Source organism: Pseudomonas sp. ICMP 8385, from assembly GCF_002699915.1.
In the GTDB taxonomy this organism is placed as follows: domain Bacteria; phylum Pseudomonadota; class Gammaproteobacteria; order Pseudomonadales; family Pseudomonadaceae; genus Aquipseudomonas; species Aquipseudomonas gessardii.
In genome coordinates, this window is sequence record NZ_LKBY01000124.1 from 55,917 (window position 1) to 71,477 (window position 15,561).

Below are 15,561 nucleotides of genomic sequence, written 5' to 3' on the forward strand. Positions count from 1 at the left end.
CACAACGCGGACGCAGAGCGTCCAACGCGGCATTCCCACGCGGAGCGTGGGAACGATCAATCTTCAGCGGCGTGCAGGCACTAGCTCAGGCTTGATGATGCCGTCGAGGCGCGCGTAAGGAATCTGCAACTCGACGTGGCCCATGGCGTAGGGCGCAATGGTGGTGGTGGGGTACTTGAGCACCACCGCGCCGTAGGTCAGCGCCACGTTCGGGGTTTTCTGGAAGGGCCAGCTTTTCACGTACTCCGGCTCCAGGCTCAGGCGGGTGCTGATCAGCCAGCTGTTGTGGGCCACCTGGGCGGCTTTCCAGAACGCATCTTCCTTGCCGGGGCGCAACATGTCCGTCAGGGTCAGGTTTTTCTGCTGCTGGCGCGAGTAGTTGATAAAGCCACGACCGGGTTCGCCATGGGCGCCGCCGGTGTCCAGGTAGCTGGACAGTTCGATGATCACCAAGCCGTCATGCTGCTCCCGTACCTTGGCCTGCAAATACATACTGTTGCGCGGGCCGGACTCGCGTAGGAATTTTTCCCGATAGGCATTCAGCGAGGCTGGCAGTGGCGCGCCGGGGGCGGTGCGGGTCATTTCCAGCAAGCGTTGCTCGATCAGGGCATCGAGCTTGGGCTCGTTGGCGAAATGCACCGTATCGATGTTCACCAGTGGGCAATCGGCGGCGGTGCAGCCGGGTTGCACCACCTCGGAGGCATCGCGGGTGGCTTCCAGCGGTGCGCGGTAGCTGGGTTGGAACAGGCTCTGGCAAGCGCCGAGGGTCAGGGCAATACAGGCCACGGAGGCGACTTTTAACAGCGACATGGGCGTCCTTCATAAAGCGGAGAAGAGCGAAAGATATGGGGCTTCGACTGTCGGCATCCCAGTCAGTTCGCCACTAAGCTGATTACAGTGAGTTTGACCGCCGCCGCCTGTCCCGGCAACAGGAAAGGGGCTGCACCGACGGGCGCGTGCGCTGTAGGATGGCGCGATGCCAAGACACACACCGCAATAAACGAGGGTTGATATGACCGACAGTGCGAAATCGACGCCGACCAGGTTTGAAGAGGTTCAGCGCGACAATGCCTACCAGGGCTTCTACAAGCTTGATCGTGTACAGCTGCGCCACGAGCTGTTCGACGGCGGCATGAGCCCGGTGATCAACCGCGAGATTTTTGTGCGCCACGATGCCGTCTGTGTCCTGCCCTACGATGCGCAACGCGATGAAGTGGTGCTGATCGAACAGTTCCGCGTGGGTGCCATGGGTCGCACCGACAACCCCTGGTTGGTGGAGATGGTGGCCGGCCTGATCGACAAGGACGAGCAACCGGAGGAGGTTGCGCACCGCGAAGCCGAGGAGGAAGCTGGGCTGACCTTCTCTGCGCTGTGGCCAATCACCCAATATTTCCCGTCGCCGGGTGGCAGCACCGAACTCGTCCACCTGTTCCTGGGGCGTTGCGACAGTACCGGTGCCGGCGGGATCCATGGCCTGGCCGAAGAAGCAGAAGATATCCGCGTCACTGTCTGGGCCTTTGAAGATGCCCTGCAAGCGGTACGCGACGGTAAGATTTCCAACGCAGCCAGCATTATCGCCCTGCAATGGCTTGCGCTTAATCGCGCGGAAGTGAGGGGGTTATGGCAGTAAAGGCACGGGAACGCTACCGGGTCGACCTGATCGGCTTGCAAGCTGCTTGCGAGGCCAACTATGCACGGCTGATGCGCCTGTTGCCGGACATGCGCCACACGCCCGAAGCGCGACGGATCGCCGTGACCCACGGCGACCAGATGCTCGGCGTGCTGAACCTGGAAGTCATCCTCACCTGCCCGTACACCAGCACCCTGCGCGTGCGCCAGGAGCACAGCCTGCCATGGCTGCCGGTGCCGCAGCTGGAAGTGCAGGTGTACCACGATGCGCGGATGGCCGAAGTGGTCAGCGCCGAACATGCGCGGCGCTTTCGCAGCATCTATCCTTACCCCAATGTGTTCATGCACCAGCCCGATGAGAAAGCCCAGCTCAATGTGTTCCTCGGCGAATGGTTGAGCCATTGCCTGGCCCTGGGCCATGAGTTTGAAGTCGTGCGCTAGAGGTGAACGGCGTGCGCTTCACGGGTTTCCTCTTTGTGTCCTGCCCCAGCATAATTGCGCCCATTGTCCCTTTTTCGTGATTGCCCTGGGAGAACGCCTTGCCGAGCGTATCCACCGTGAACCCTGATGTGCCGGTGTTGCTGGTGCAACTGTCCGACAGCCACCTGTTTGCCGAGGCCGGCGGCACGCTGCTGGGCATGAATACCCGCGACAGCCTGCAACGGGTGATTGACCTGGTCCTGGCCCAGCAGCCGCAGATTGATTTGCTGCTGGCCACCGGCGACCTGTCCCAGGACGGCACACTTGAGTCCTACCAGCAGTTTCGCGACCTGAGCCAGCAGATCGGCGCCCCGGCGCGCTGGATTCCGGGCAATCACGATGAACCACAGGTCATGGCCCAGGCGACCATGGGCAGCGCGCTGCTGGAGCCGGTGGTGGATGTGGGCAACTGGCGGGTCATTTTGCTGGACTCCGCCGTGCCGGGCTCGGTGCCGGGTTATCTGGCGGATGTGCAATTGCAACGCTTGGCCCAGGCCTTGAGCGAAGCACCGGGCCGTCATCACCTGGTGTGCTTCCACCATCACCCGGTGTCCATTGGTTGCGCCTGGATGGAGCCGATTGGCCTGCGCAATCCCGAGGCGCTGTTTGCCGTGCTCGACCGCTTTCCCCAGGTGCGGGCGGTGCTGTGGGGGCATGTGCACCAGGAAATCGACCGGGAGCGCCAGGGCGTGCGCCTGTTGGCGTCGCCGTCGACCTGCATCCAGTTCGCCCCGGGCAGTGAGGATTTCCAGGTCAGCGAACAGGCCCCCGGCTATCGCTGGCTGCGTTTGCATGCCGATGGCCGGTTGGAAACCGGCGTGGAGCGGGTCCAGGGGTTTGTATTCACCGTCGATTACGGTAGCAATGGCTACTGATCTATTGAGGGTAGTCCCGCGCTAACCTCACCACTGTAATGCCTGGCCCCAGATGCCGCAGCGAAGGCTGGATCAGCACGCAGTTGTCGTACGGCGTGACAATTTCGCGCTGAGCGTCCCGGGCGATCACCGTTCCTGCGTGAGTGATCCGTTCCAGGCCACGGAAGTCATCGGTGAAACGGAAGTCCATACCGTGGGCGATGACGGGCTCGGTGACTTGCAGGCATTGCTGGGGTGCGGGGTTTTCCTGGCGCAGAAACCTCGACACGTTGGTTTCGGCGACTGTTTCAGTCGCGATCAGGAAACGTGCCGCCACATCGAGGGCGACGTATTCGCTTTTTTTTGAAAAATGCTGGCCGGTCTCGATCAGCAGCGCATTTTTGTGGCTGGCGGCATCGCCAACCCCGCCGTAGTCCCGCATGCGCTGGCCGTTGGCATGGCCGGCGTCCGCGACGATGGTTGCCGGTACACCTAATGATTGGGCGAACGCCAGGCCTTTGGCGCAGGCGCCGCACATCATCAGCGGCGGGGATTCTTCGTGCATTGAGTGGATATCGAGCAGCAAGTCCACATTGTCGATCAGCGGTCGCAACTCCCGTGCGCGGCGCAATTCGGCGGAGTCGCGCGGGCCGTCGAGGGTTGCGGGCAGCCAGACGCGGTTCATGTCCTCGTCAATAAAGCGGGCCGCATCGATGTCCTGTGGGTCGAAGCGTTGATAGGCCGCTATATTGGCGAACCCCAGCGACAATCGCCCCTGGCGCGGTCGCACCCCGCTGCGCAACAGGGTGTCCACCGCGATTGCTCCGCTGACTTCATTGCCATGGGTCAGCGCCATGATCAGCACATGGGGCCCTGGCTTGCCGCTGTCGAAGCTGTGGATATAGTCGATTCCAGCGTTGCCGGTTTTCCATTGGCTCAGGTCAGGGAACCGGACTTCCACGGGGTAGGGTTTGAGTGCTGCACGAACCTGCTCAAGGGTTTTCATTTCAGTCTCCAACTGACCGGTGGGGGCACTTGTCGCGCGGGATTAGGGCGCGACAAGCAGCAAGCATTGGCTTAATTGGCGCTTGGCTGGGTGCCGCGCATGCGTCGGCCCAGGCAGACAATCGCCAGTACGCTGATCAAAATGGTCGTCATCACATAAAAACTGGGGGCCAGCTTGCTGCCGCTGGCGTCGATCATCCAGGTCACGATCAACGGTGCGAAACCACCAAACAGGGTGACGGAAAAGTTGTAGCTCAGCGCCAGGCCGGTCCCGCGAATGCTGGTGGGGAAGATATCGGCCAGCATCGCCGGGATCGGTCCCAGGCAGGCGGCGATCAACAACCCGACAAGCGCTTGCACGACCAGCAATGTAGAAAAACTGGGGAAGGCATTGAGCAGTGCGAACATCGGATAAGACGACAGCCCGGTAATCAGCAAGGCGATGGTCAGTACCCGAAACCGTCCGTGGCGATCGGATAAACCGCCAAATACCGGGGCCATGAGCATCAGCGTGATGCCGGTCATCAGGGCGCCGAGATACGACGAAGTGGCCGTGATATTCAGTTGTTTAAAGGCATAGATCGGCATGTACAGCTTGTGTACATAGTTGAAGGCGGTTGCTCCGGCCACCACGCCGATAGCCAGCAACAGGCTGACGTGCCCTTTGACCAGCACGTCTCGCAGCGGTGTCTTGAGCGCTGTGCTGGCGGCGCTTTTCTTGAAGTCCGGGGTTTCATCGATTTGCGTACGAATATAGAAGCCCACGGGCCCGATCAGCAGGCCGAAGCCGAATGCCACACGCCACCCCCAGTCGTTCAACTGCACGTCCGACAGCACATAGCTGAGGAGTGCACTGACACCCGCGGCCAAAACCGTCGCCAGTCCCTGGGTCGACAACTGCCAGCTGGCAAAGAACCCCCGGCGCTTGGCATCGGCGTGCTCGACCATAAACGCAGTCGCCGCTCCAAACTCACCGCCCGTAGAAAACCCCTGGAGCATGCGCGCAACGATGATCAACAGCGGCGCGGCCAGGCCGATCTGCTCGTAGGTCGGGGCGAAGGTAATTATTGCGGTGCCGATCAGCATGATCATGATCGACATCGTTAACGAAGCCTTTCGCCCGGCCCTGTCGGTGTAGGCGCCGAGCACAATGGCGCCCAGCGGGCGCATCAGGAAGGAAATGCCGAACGAACCTACGGCCAGCAACAATGAAGTGGTTTCGTTATCCGACGGGAAAAACAGTTTGCCGATGACCACCGCGAAGTAGCCGTAGATCAATAAATCATAAAACTCCAACGCGTTGCCGACACTGGCAGCGATGATCTCTTTCCATGGGCCTCGCTGGGTTGGAGCCTGTGCCGATGATAGGGCGGATGATGGGACTGTCATGAGTGTGCACCAGGTCTGTTTCACTGTTGGCATTCGGATTCGCCGCACCGCAGCGCGGCCTGGCGAGATCGAAGGCATTAATTGTTATGGGTGAAAGCCCGGATGAAAGTGAATCAAGTGCGCATGAACGGCAATTGCCGTTTCGGCACAGGTTTGAGCTGTTTTGGCACGGGGCCGGTAGGCGTTGGGTTTTACGCATCTTGACGTTGAGGCAACGACCGCGTCACAGGCCTTCCCAGATCCTCATGACCATTTCGCTCTGGTTGGTGCGCAGGCGATGCAGCGAGACGTCGAAGCCGACGTGAAACTCGGGGCCGCCTGCAATCACCAGCTCGCCGCAGGCCAGCGCAGCCTTGACCACCATGCGCGGCAGCCACGCCAGGCCTCTGCCGCGCTTGGCCATTTCCAGAATGGCGTCATAGGAATCAGCCTGGTAGACCATGCGCAATGCCAGGTGCTGGGGCAGCTGCTCAAGGTGTTGGGCCAGCACGCCGCGTAGGGCCAGGGAGGGCGAGAAGGCCAGCCAGGGGATGCTCAGGGCGCTGTGGTTGGCGGATATCTGCTGCCGCGCTTGACCTTTGGCGTCCGGCGCGCTGACCGGCAGCAGTTCCTCACGGGCCAGTACCCGGGAGTCGAAACGCTCCGGGTCCAACAGCGTCTGGGTCAATGGGCTGGAAAAGCTCAACAGCAGGTCGACGTCGCCGGCGGCCAACTTGCTGATCGCTTCTTGCGCCCCGCTGGTGACCAATGACACCGCAAAGTTGCCCAGGCGCTGGTGCAGTGACTCGTACCAGTCCGGGAAAAAATCACTGGCCAGGGTCCGGCCGGTGGCGATCCGTACAGGCTCGTCGCGGCTCAGGGGGCTGCCTTTGAATTGCGCCCTGACGGTGTTCAGCAATTGCAGGGATTGCGTGGCGGCATCCAGGAACAGCACGCCGCAAGGCGTCAGTGACAGGGGCTGTTTGCGCTCGATCAATGGCGTGCCGACCCATTCCTCCAGCGCCCGGATCCGTCGGCCGAACGCCGGGTGCGTGACACAGCGATTTTCGGCGGCCCGCGACAGGCTGCGGGTGCGGGCCAGTTCGATAAAATCCTCAAGCCATTCAAGTTGCATGCGGTTTTCCTGCCTGGCGGCTCATCAACGCGGCGCAACCGATAGTACCGCCAGCGGCGATGGGCTGCACCCACAACCCCCCCGTTCCCTGTAAACTGCGCCCCTTTGGCTGATAACGCACGGAGAGCCCGGCATGTCCGCTTCGATCTTGTATATCCACGGTTTCAACAGTGCGCCGGCCTCGACCAAGGCCAGCCAACTGATGGGCGTGATGGACAGCCTCGGTCTGGCTGGCCAACTGCGGGTGCCGGCCTTGCATCACCACCCACGCCAGGCGATTGCCCAGCTGGAGCAGGCGATCAGCGAGCTGGGGCGGCCGCTGCTGGTCGGCAGCTCACTCGGCGGCTACTATGCAACCCATCTTGCCGAACGCCATGGCCTCAAGGCCCTGCTGGTCAACCCGGCGGTCAGCCCCCATCGCATGTTCGACGGTTACCTGGGCCCTCAGCAGAACCTCTACACCGGTGAAACCTGGGAACTGACCCTCGATCACGTCGCGGCCCTGGCTGCGCTTGAGGTTGCAGCGCCCCAGGATGCCCAGCGTTATCAGGTGTGGTTGCAGACCGGGGACGAAACACTGGATTATCGCCTCGCCGAGCAGTATTACCGGGCCTGCGCCTTGCGTATCCAGGCCGGTGGCGACCACAGTTACCAGGGCTTTGGCCAACAATTGCCGGCGCTGTTGAGTTTTGCCGGCATTGGCGCAGATCAGTACCAATCCTTCGATTTCACCGCATTGTGAAACCGCAGGTTACTTTTTAATCGAACGACTCACGACGAGACCCTATGGCCACTCCCAGCGCTAGCTCTTATAACGCCGACGCCATCGAAGTCCTCTCGGGCCTCGACCCGGTGCGCAAACGCCCCGGCATGTACACCGACACCAGTCGGCCGAACCACCTTGCCCAGGAAGTCATCGACAACAGCGTCGACGAAGCCTTGGCCGGGCACGCCAAGTCGGTCCAGGTCATCCTGCACGCCGACCACTCCCTGGAAGTGTCCGACGACGGGCGCGGCATGCCGGTGGACATCCACCCCGAAGAGGGCGTGTCGGGTGTCGAGCTGATCCTCACCAAGCTCCACGCCGGCGGCAAGTTCTCCAACAAGAACTACCAGTTTTCCGGCGGCTTGCACGGTGTGGGTATTTCCGTGGTCAACGCCCTGTCCACGCAGGTGCGGGTCAAGGTCAAGCGCGATGGCAACGAATACCAGATGACCTTCGCCGATGGCTACAAGGCCACCGAGCTGGAAGTGGTCGGCACGGTCGGCAAGCGCAACACCGGCACCAGTGTGTACTTTGCGCCGGACCCGAAATATTTCGACTCCCCCAAGTTCTCCATCAGCCGCCTCAAGCACGTACTCAAGGCCAAGGCCGTGTTGTGCCCGGGTTTGCTGGTCAGCTTTGAAGACAAAGGCACCGGCGAAAAGGTCGAGTGGCACTACGAAGACGGCCTGCGCTCCTACCTCGAAGACTCGGTCAGCGAGTTCGAGCGCCTGCCCAACGAGCCGTTCTGCGGCAGCCTGGCCGGTAACAAGGAGGCCGTGGACTGGGCCTTGCTGTGGTTGCCCGAGGGCGGCGACAGTGTGCAGGAAAGCTACGTCAACCTGATCCCCACCGCCCAGGGCGGGACCCACGTCAATGGTCTGCGCCAGGGCTTGCTGGATGCCATGCGCGAATTCTGCGAATACCGCAGCCTGTTGCCGCGTGGGGTGAAGCTGGCGCCGGAAGACGTCTGGGAACGCATCGCCTTTGTGCTGTCGATGAAGATGCAGGAGCCGCAATTCTCCGGCCAGACCAAGGAGCGCCTGTCGTCCCGCGAGGCGGCGGCGTTTGTCTCGGGCGTGGTCAAGGACGCGTTCAGCCTGTGGCTCAACGAGCACCCGGAACTGGGCCTGGCCCTGGCGGAACTGGCGATCAACAACGCCGGGCGGCGCCTCAAGGCCAGTAAAAAGGTCGAGCGCAAGCGCATCACTCAGGGCCCGGCACTGCCGGGCAAGCTGGCGGACTGCGCCGGCCAGGACCCGATGCGCTCCGAACTGTTCCTGGTCGAAGGCGATTCTGCCGGCGGTTCGGCCAAGCAGGCGCGGGACAAGGAATTCCAGGCGATCCTGCCGCTGCGCGGCAAGATCCTCAATACCTGGGAAGTCGATGGCAGCGAAGTGCTGGCCAGCCAGGAAGTGCACAACATCGCCGTGGCCATTGGCGTCGATCCGGGCGCCGAGGACATGAGCCAGTTGCGCTACGGCAAGATCTGCATCCTCGCCGACGCCGACTCCGACGGCCTGCACATCGCCACGTTGCTTTGCGCCCTGTTCGTCCAGCATTTCCGCCCGCTGGTGGATGCCGGTCACGTCTACGTGGCCATGCCGCCGCTGTACCGTATCGACCTGGGCAAAGAAATCTACTACGCCCTGGACGAAGCCGAGCGCGACGGCATCCTCGACCGCCTGGTGGCCGAGAAAAAACGCGGCAAACCACAAGTCACCCGATTCAAGGGCCTGGGTGAAATGAACCCGCCGCAACTGCGCGAAACCACCATGGACCCGAACACCCGGCGCCTGGTGCAGTTGACCCTGGAAGACTACGCCGCCACCTCGGAAATGATGGACATGTTGCTGGCCAAGAAGCGCGCCGGCGACCGCAAGGCCTGGCTGGAGTCCAAAGGCAACCTGGCCGAGGTCTTGGGCTGATGCGCAGCGGTTTCGCCCTGGCGATTCTGTTGTTGAGCGGGTTGGCAGCGACCCCAGTGGTTGCCCAGCCCGCGGTCGAGCTCAAATTGCTGTCCGAACATCCGGTAGACGGCATGCGCGGCGGCAATCTGTCGGGCCTGGCCTTGTGCGGCAAAGAGTTGTGGACCGTCTCTGATCGCGACGACGACCAGATCTACCGCCTCGATACCCGCGCCGATACCTGGCAGGCCGAGGCGGTAAAGCTCGACGTGCCGCCGGTGCCCGAATCGGGCCTGCCCTGGGGCTTGCGTGCGCGCACCACGGCGGCGTCGGTGATTCGTGGCGGCGACCTGGACTTTGAAGGCATCAGCTGTGACGCTGCGGGTAATCGCTATATCGTCAGCGAAGCCCATGCGGCGGTGCTGCAAGTGCCGGCCACGGGTGCACCGCAGTGGTTGAAGATCGCCCCCGGCATGGTCCGCGAGGCCCGGGCCAGTGGCCTGTTGCTGCACTTCAATGCGTTATTTGAGGGCTTGGCGATCAACCCCGAGGGCAATCAGATCTGGCTGGCGGCCGAGCGTGAGCGGCGTGGGCTGATCTCGATCAAGCGCGGGCAAAGCGTGTGGGACTGTGATGGTCCGTGCGTGCTGCTGAGCGAGGCCGGCCAGGAAATGCAGCCGGCGCAGTTTCCGGGGGCCAAGGCGGTGTCCAAGGACTTTTCCGACCTGGCGTTGTTCAATGGCAAGCTGTTTACCATGGAGCGCAACGTGTTCCAGATTTGCCGGCGCGACAGCGTGACGGCCAAGATCGAGCAGTGCTGGTCCTACGCCGATGACGCCCTGGTGCCGCATCGACGTTACCCCCAGAGCTACGGCCTGGCGGAAGCTTTGCTGATTGATGCCGAGGGGGCCTGGATTGGCATCGACAATAATTTCGGCGCCCGGGCCGATGGTGAAAAACGCCCGATGGTCTATCGTTTCGCCGCCCCGGCCGGTGGCTGGGGTGCCCAGCCATGAGCGCACAACCACCGGGCAAGCGTGCCGGGCGGGTGTTGATGTTCGTGGCCTGGGGCGCGGGGCTGTTTCTGGCCACGCGGTTTTTCGGGCAATGGGAGGCGCGGCAGGAAAACCCCAATGCCGTGGTCGTCTCACAGCAACACGAGGGTTATATCGAAGTGAAACTGGTCGGCAACGGCCAGGGGCATTTTGTCGCCACTGGCCAGATCAACGGCCAGCCGGTGGAGTTCATGCTCGACACCGGCGCCACCGACGTGGCGGTGCCGGCCGAGTTGGCCGAACGCCTGGGGCTCAAGCGCGGTTTGCCGGTGACCTTGAGCACCGCCAACGGCCGTAGCCAGGGCTACCGCACCCACCTCGACCGCCTGCAGTTGGGGGATATCGTCCTGCAGGATGTGCGCGCCCTGGTGGCGCCGGGCCTGGGTGGCGAGCAAGTGCTGTTGGGCATGAGTGCATTGAAACAACTTGAATTTACCCAGCGTGGCGGCACCTTGCTGCTGCGCCAGACCAGACAATGATGAGGCCCGCATGAGTGACATCCTTGCAGACAGCTTAGACGGCGTAGAGCGCCGGTCGCTGGCTGACTTCACCGAAAATGCCTACCTCAACTACTCCATGTACGTGATCATGGACCGTGCCTTGCCGCATATCGGCGACGGCCTGAAACCGGTACAGCGGCGCATTATCTACGCCATGAGTGAGTTGGGCCTGGACACGGACTCCAAGCACAAGAAGTCGGCGCGTACCGTCGGTGACGTGCTCGGCAAGTTCCACCCCCACGGCGACTCGGCGTGCTACGAAGCCATGGTGCTGATGGCCCAGCCGTTCAGCTACCGCTATACCCTGGTCGATGGCCAGGGCAACTGGGGTGCGCCGGATGATCCCAAGTCCTTCGCCGCCATGCGTTACACCGAGGCGCGGCTGTCGCGCTACTCCGAAGTGCTGCTCAGCGAGTTGGGCCAGGGCACGGCAGACTGGGGCCCGAACTTCGACGGCACCCTCGACGAGCCACTGGTATTGCCGGCGCGCCTGCCCAATATCCTGCTCAACGGCACCACCGGCATCGCCGTGGGCATGGCCACCGACGTGCCGCCGCACAACCTGCGTGAAGTGGCCACCGCCTGCGTGCGCCTGCTCGATGAGCCCAAGGCCACCGTTGAGCAACTGTGCGAGCATATCCAGGGCCCGGACTACCCGACCGAAGCAGAAATCATCACCCCGCGTGCTGACCTGCTGAAGATGTACGAGACCGGCAAGGGCTCGGTGCGCATGCGCGCGGTGTACCACATCGAAGATGGCGACATCATCGTCACCGCCTTGCCGCACCAGGTCTCCGGCGCCAAGGTGCTGGAACAGATTGCCGCGCTGATGCAGGCCAAGCCCTCGAAGCTGCCGCAAGTGGCGGACCTGCGTGATGAGTCCGACCATGAGAACCCTTGCCGCATCGTGATTATCCCGACCAATAGCCGGGTCGATCACGAAGTGCTGATGCAGCATCTGTTTGCCAGCACCGAGCTGGAGTCCAGCTACCGGGTCAACGTCAACATCATCGGCCTGGATGGCAAGCCGCAGCTGAAAAACCTGCGCAACCTGCTGGTGGAGTGGTTGGAGTTCCGGGTCAATACCGTGCGCCGCCGCCTGCAGTTCCGCCTGGACAAGGTCGAGCGCCGCCTGCACCTGTTGGACGGCTTGCTGATCGCCTACCTCAACCTGGATGAAGTGATCCACATCATCCGTACCGCCGAGCACCCGAAAGCCGAGTTGATCGCGCGTTTCGAACTGAGCGAGATCCAGGCCGACTACATCCTCGATACCCGCCTGCGCCAGTTGGCCCGCCTGGAAGAGATGAAGCTGCGCGACGAACAGGACGCGTTGCTCAAGGAGCAAGCCAAGCTGCAAGCCCTGCTGGGCAGCGAAGCCAAGCTCAAGAAGCTGGTACGCAGCGAACTGATCAAAGATGCCGAGACCTATGGCGACGACCGCCGTTCGCCGATTGTCGAGCGCACCGAAGCCAAGGCCCTGACAGAAACCGAGCTGTTGCCCAACGAGAAAATTACCGTCGTTCTGTCGGAAAAGGGTTGGGTTCGCTCCGCCAAGGGGCATGATATCGATGCCACTGGCTTGTCGTACAAAGCCGGCGATGGGTTCAAGACCGCCGCGGCCGGGCGTTCCAACCAGTTTGCGGTGTTTATCGACTCCACCGGGCGTAGTTATTCGGTGCCGGCCCATACCCTGCCGTCTGCGCGGGGCCAGGGCGAACCGCTGACCGGCCGCCTGACACCGCCGCCAGGGGCGAGTTTTGAATGTGTCTTGCTGCCCGATGATGACTCGCTGTACGTCATCGCCTCCGACGCCGGCTACGGGTTTGTGGTCAAGGGCGAGGACTTGCAGGCCAAGAACAAGGCGGGCAAGGCGTTGCTGAGCCTGCCGAACAACGCCAAGGTGATCCTGCCGCGTCCGGTCGAGGACCGCGAGGGCAATTGGCTGGCCTCGGTGACCACCGAAGGGCGCTTGCTGGTGTTCAAGATCAGCGACCTGCCGCAACTGGGCAAGGGCAAGGGCAACAAGATCATTGGGATTCCCGGGGAACGGGTGGCCAGTCGTGAAGAGTACGTGACCGACATCGCCGTGATCCCGGAGGGCTCGACCCTGGTGCTACAGGCTGGCAAACGCACGCTGTCGCTGCGTCCTGACGACCTTGAGCATTACAAGGGCGAGCGTGGACGACGCGGGAACAAATTGCCCCGTGGCTTCCAGCGGGTGGATGCATTGTTGGTAGAGACACCCGCTTAAGGCGATATAGAGCGCCCGATCTACGATTTAACGTGTAGATCGGCGCTTTCGCGCTGGAGTCATGGCGCATATTCACGGATGATATGGCCTTTCCAGCGCCGGCGTGGCTGAGCGCGTATAGGTTATTTTTAGTATTACATTGTGGTTTGCCTTGTGGCAGCCACCTGGATGGGATGATGACTGCTCCACGCCTTCCTTTATTTCTGATGCTCGCTGGCCTTTTGGGGTTGGCGGGTTGCACGACGCACCAACCGGTGTCGCTGTACCAGCTAGATAGCGGGAATCCGGCGCAGCCAGCGCAAAGTGCTGGCATGGCCGTCTTGCTCGGGCCAGTCGTGGTTGCCGATTACCTGCAACGCGAAACCCTGCTGCAACGCCAGGACGATGGCAGCCTGCAAGGCTCCATCGACGGCCGTTGGGCCGGTAGCCTGTCGTCGGATATCAACCAGTTGATGCTGCGCCAGGTGGCCGGCCATCTGGACAGCCAGCGTGTGGTGCTGTCGCCAGCGCCTACCAGCTTCTCCCCCGATGTGCAGGTGTTGCTGACTATCACGCGTCTGGACTCCGGGGCTTCGCAGCCGGCCATCCTGGACGCGCAATGGCGCTTGATCGACCGCCGCGGCCAGGTGCGGGACAACCGCATCGTGCATCTGCAGGAGCAACATGCCGGCAGCACTGCGTCCCAGGTCCAGGCCCAGGGTGTGTTGTTGCAGCGTTTGGCAGAACAGTTGTCGGTAGCCCTCAAGCCGTTGGCCAACCAGCCACCGATTGCCGAGGCCCCCCGCAAGCAGGCCCCGGCGCCGGCCAAGCCGGCGGCCCCGGAAAAGCCGAAGATCCCGATGGCTTCGCCGATTCGCACGGACATGGAAGTGTTCAGGTTCTGACCTGGATCGTAGCCAAATAAAAGGCCCGCTGAGTAAGCGGGCCTTTTTGTTTGGCGCAGATCAAATGTGGGAGCGGGCTTGCCCGCGATAGGGGTGTGTCAGTCGACATCTTGGTTGACTGATTCGCCGCCATCGCGGCGATGCGGCGACCCGACAAGCCCGCTCCCACACAAGCCCGCCGTGTTGTTTAGGGCTTGTTCCGGGTCTCATGCATCCGCGCCAACTGGCGCTCCAGCATCGACGGGTAAGGCTCCATCAACCGCTCTACACAGCACGCGCCTTCCGGGCTGGCAATCGGGCGGATGCGTGCGCGTTGGCGGATCAAGGCGTCGTCGCTGATCTTGCGCTCCACCAGCAACAGGTTGCGGCTGTGTTGCGACAAGGCCAGGGCGTCCTGGGCGTTTTCGGTGAGCAGCAGGTCGATCTGGCTCATGCCATACAGATCGTCGCCCAAGGTCAGGCCCAGTTGCAGTTGCAGGGTGATGCCGCTGTCGGCGACTTCGATCTGCAAGGCATGGCCCAGGGCGCGCAGCAGCTCACCGCAGCAAATGGCATTGGTCAGGTAGTCTTCGCCGCTATCTTCGCTGTGGAACAGCATCAGCGTGCTGCCATCGTTGAGGGTGTGCAGCTCGCTCTGGTACAGCGAGGCTGCCTGGTCGAGGCAGTCGCGATAGCGTTCCAGCAGCTCGGTCAGGCGGGCCCGTGGCAGGCGGCGCAATTGCTCCTGGGCGCCCAGTTGCACGGCCAATACCGCGCTGTGCTGGGGCTGGCTGTTGTGAACTGCGGCAGGCTTGGGCGCGACCACCGGGCTTGGCGCCGACTCGTCACGCAGGTCGGCAAACGGGTCGTCATCGTCCAGGCTGTCTTCGTCGGCCTTGATGGCTGTGCGCGCTACGGGCTTGAGGCCCGCCACCGGTGCTGGCTCGTCGAAACCCGGGTCGCGCAGGTTGCGCACCTCGAACTCGGGTTCGTCGTCGTAGTCGGTGTCGTCGAATTCAGGCTCAGGCTTGGCTTCGGGCACGACCGGCTCCGGGGCAAAGCTGGTGTGCAACTGGCGGGCAAGGTCGCCGATCTCATCCTGGCGGTCGGTGGCCGGGGTGTGTTCGTCGATGTCGCGCAGCCAGATACGCAGTTGCATCAGGGGCGTGGAGATATGCCGGCCCAGGCGCAGGCTCAAGGCCAGGGCCAAGGCCAGCAGGATCGCGCTGAGGATGCCCATGCTTTGCAGGCTGATGGTCATCGGCTGCTGGAACTGTTGCATGTCCAGGCTGATGCGCAATTGGCCGGCCTTCACATCCTGAAACGTGATATTGCTCTGGTACAGGCCTTCGGCCTCACCCAGCAGGCCGTTTTTCGGGCGTTGCCCGGCTTCGGCCATGATCCGGTTGTCCACGCTGTAGATGGCGGCGTGGGCCACCAGCGGGTTCTTGGTCAGGTTATTGAGCAGCACGTTGAGGCTGAGAATGTCATTGGACACCAACAGCTCGGTCGCCGAGGTGGCGGTCTGGGTCGTCAAACTCTCGCCCAGGGCGTCGGCTTGCTCGTGCATGGCCTGTTTGAACTGCAAACCCATCACGCAGGCGTAGATCACCAGGGCCAGGGCGACCAGGATCACGTTATGGCTGGCAATGCGTAATGCGATCGGTACACGGCGATGGCGCAGTGCCCGGAAGATCAGCAGGAAGAAGTTATCGGTTTTTACTGGCGTGGGCCGGTTCACTTGCGCT

At 62.5% G+C, this 15,561-nt stretch carries 14 protein-coding genes; 9 read left to right on the plus strand and 5 right to left on the minus strand.

The window, feature by feature from the left end; genetic code table 11:
• Positions 1-63 precede the first annotated feature (63 nt).
• Positions 64-810 carry an RsiV family protein gene (locus AO268_RS24420; protein ID WP_099170111.1) on the minus strand — a complete coding sequence of 249 codons (747 nt, stop codon included), beginning with the start codon at positions 808-810 and terminating at the stop codon, positions 64-66.
• Between the two features lie 202 nt (positions 811-1,012).
• Between AO268_RS24420 and AO268_RS24425 the strand changes: the two genes are divergently transcribed.
• From AO268_RS24425 to cpdA, 3 genes are all read left to right on the plus strand, one after another.
• A complete protein-coding gene (locus tag AO268_RS24425) occupies positions 1,013-1,630 on the plus strand; it encodes an NUDIX domain-containing protein (protein WP_099170112.1) in 618 nt (205 codons plus the stop codon).
• Complete coding sequence (locus AO268_RS24430; protein WP_076961600.1) at positions 1,621-2,070, plus strand: DUF1249 domain-containing protein; 450 nt, start codon at positions 1,621-1,623, stop codon at positions 2,068-2,070. Before AO268_RS24425 ends, AO268_RS24430 begins: the two co-directional genes overlap by 10 nt.
• 98 nt (positions 2,071-2,168) lie before the next feature.
• The gene (gene cpdA / locus AO268_RS24435; protein ID WP_076961599.1) at positions 2,169-2,984 is read left to right on the plus strand and encodes a 3',5'-cyclic-AMP phosphodiesterase; all 816 of its coding nucleotides are present in this window, start codon (positions 2,169-2,171) and stop codon (positions 2,982-2,984) included.
• Between the two features lies 1 nt (position 2,985).
• On the opposite strand, the gene AO268_RS24440 is transcribed toward cpdA, so the two are convergent.
• The 3 genes from AO268_RS24440 to AO268_RS24450 form a co-directional block, all read right to left on the minus strand.
• Complete coding sequence (locus tag AO268_RS24440; protein ID WP_099170113.1) at positions 2,986-3,969, minus strand: M14 family metallopeptidase; 984 nt, start codon at positions 3,967-3,969, stop codon at positions 2,986-2,988.
• 71 nt (positions 3,970-4,040) lie between these two features.
• Positions 4,041-5,357 carry an MFS transporter gene (locus AO268_RS24445; RefSeq protein ID WP_099170114.1) on the minus strand — a complete coding sequence of 439 codons (1,317 nt, stop codon included), beginning with the start codon at positions 5,355-5,357 and terminating at the stop codon, positions 4,041-4,043.
• 223 nt (positions 5,358-5,580) lie between these two features.
• On the minus strand, positions 5,581-6,471 hold the full coding sequence (locus AO268_RS24450) for a LysR family transcriptional regulator (RefSeq protein WP_099170115.1): 891 nt from the start codon (positions 6,469-6,471) through the stop codon (positions 5,581-5,583).
• A gap of 133 nt (positions 6,472-6,604) precedes the next feature.
• On the opposite strand from AO268_RS24450, the gene AO268_RS24455 reads away from it, so the two are divergent.
• From AO268_RS24455 to AO268_RS24480, 6 genes are all read left to right on the plus strand, one after another.
• Positions 6,605-7,213, plus strand: coding sequence for a YqiA/YcfP family alpha/beta fold hydrolase (locus tag AO268_RS24455; RefSeq protein ID WP_099170116.1), 609 nt, complete (start codon positions 6,605-6,607; stop codon positions 7,211-7,213).
• Between the two features lie 44 nt (positions 7,214-7,257).
• A complete protein-coding gene (gene parE / locus AO268_RS24460; RefSeq protein ID WP_076961594.1) occupies positions 7,258-9,162 on the plus strand; it encodes a DNA topoisomerase IV subunit B in 1,905 nt (634 codons plus the stop codon).
• Complete coding sequence (locus AO268_RS24465) at positions 9,162-10,157, plus strand: esterase-like activity of phytase family protein (protein WP_099170117.1); 996 nt, start codon at positions 9,162-9,164, stop codon at positions 10,155-10,157. Before parE ends, AO268_RS24465 begins: the two co-directional genes overlap by 1 nt.
• Complete coding sequence (locus AO268_RS24470) at positions 10,154-10,675, plus strand: retropepsin-like aspartic protease family protein (RefSeq protein WP_076961592.1); 522 nt, start codon at positions 10,154-10,156, stop codon at positions 10,673-10,675. Before AO268_RS24465 ends, AO268_RS24470 begins: the two co-directional genes overlap by 4 nt.
• A gap of 10 nt (positions 10,676-10,685) precedes the next feature.
• Positions 10,686-12,950: a DNA topoisomerase IV subunit A gene (gene parC, locus AO268_RS24475; RefSeq protein WP_099170118.1), complete on the plus strand. Its 2,265-nt coding sequence runs from the start codon at positions 10,686-10,688 to the stop codon at positions 12,948-12,950.
• 176 nt (positions 12,951-13,126) lie between these two features.
• The gene (locus AO268_RS24480) at positions 13,127-13,834 is read left to right on the plus strand and encodes a PqiC family protein (RefSeq protein WP_029299146.1); all 708 of its coding nucleotides are present in this window, start codon (positions 13,127-13,129) and stop codon (positions 13,832-13,834) included.
• Positions 13,835-14,021: 187 nt separating this feature from the next.
• Here the strand turns inward: AO268_RS24480 and AO268_RS24485 are convergent, their stop codons facing one another.
• Positions 14,022-15,554 carry an AhpA/YtjB family protein gene (locus AO268_RS24485; protein ID WP_076961590.1) on the minus strand — a complete coding sequence of 511 codons (1,533 nt, stop codon included), beginning with the start codon at positions 15,552-15,554 and terminating at the stop codon, positions 14,022-14,024.
• Between the last annotated feature and the right edge of the window lie 7 nt (positions 15,555-15,561).

Excerpts from the sequence above, each read along its gene's own strand:
- AO268_RS24420 (WP_099170111.1), bottom strand. The coding sequence starts at position 810 with ATGTCGCTGTTAAAAGTCGCCTCCGTGGCCTGTATTGCCCTGACCCTC.
- AO268_RS24425 (WP_099170112.1), top strand. The coding sequence starts at position 1,013 with ATGACCGACAGTGCGAAATCGACGCCGACCAGGTTTGAAGAGGTTCAG.
- AO268_RS24430 (WP_076961600.1), top strand. The coding sequence starts at position 1,621 with ATGGCAGTAAAGGCACGGGAACGCTACCGGGTCGACCTGATCGGCTTG.
- AO268_RS24440 (WP_099170113.1), bottom strand. The coding sequence starts at position 3,969 with ATGAAAACCCTTGAGCAGGTTCGTGCAGCACTCAAACCCTACCCCGTG.
- AO268_RS24445 (WP_099170114.1), bottom strand. The coding sequence starts at position 5,357 with ATGACAGTCCCATCATCCGCCCTATCATCGGCACAGGCTCCAACCCAG.
- AO268_RS24450 (WP_099170115.1), bottom strand. The coding sequence starts at position 6,471 with ATGCAACTTGAATGGCTTGAGGATTTTATCGAACTGGCCCGCACCCGC.
- AO268_RS24455 (WP_099170116.1), top strand. The coding sequence starts at position 6,605 with ATGTCCGCTTCGATCTTGTATATCCACGGTTTCAACAGTGCGCCGGCC.
- parE (WP_076961594.1), top strand. The coding sequence starts at position 7,258 with ATGGCCACTCCCAGCGCTAGCTCTTATAACGCCGACGCCATCGAAGTC.
- AO268_RS24465 (WP_099170117.1), top strand. The coding sequence starts at position 9,162 with ATGCGCAGCGGTTTCGCCCTGGCGATTCTGTTGTTGAGCGGGTTGGCA.
- AO268_RS24470 (WP_076961592.1), top strand. The coding sequence starts at position 10,154 with ATGAGCGCACAACCACCGGGCAAGCGTGCCGGGCGGGTGTTGATGTTC.
- parC (WP_099170118.1), top strand. The coding sequence starts at position 10,686 with ATGAGTGACATCCTTGCAGACAGCTTAGACGGCGTAGAGCGCCGGTCG.
- AO268_RS24480 (WP_029299146.1), top strand. The coding sequence starts at position 13,127 with ATGACTGCTCCACGCCTTCCTTTATTTCTGATGCTCGCTGGCCTTTTG.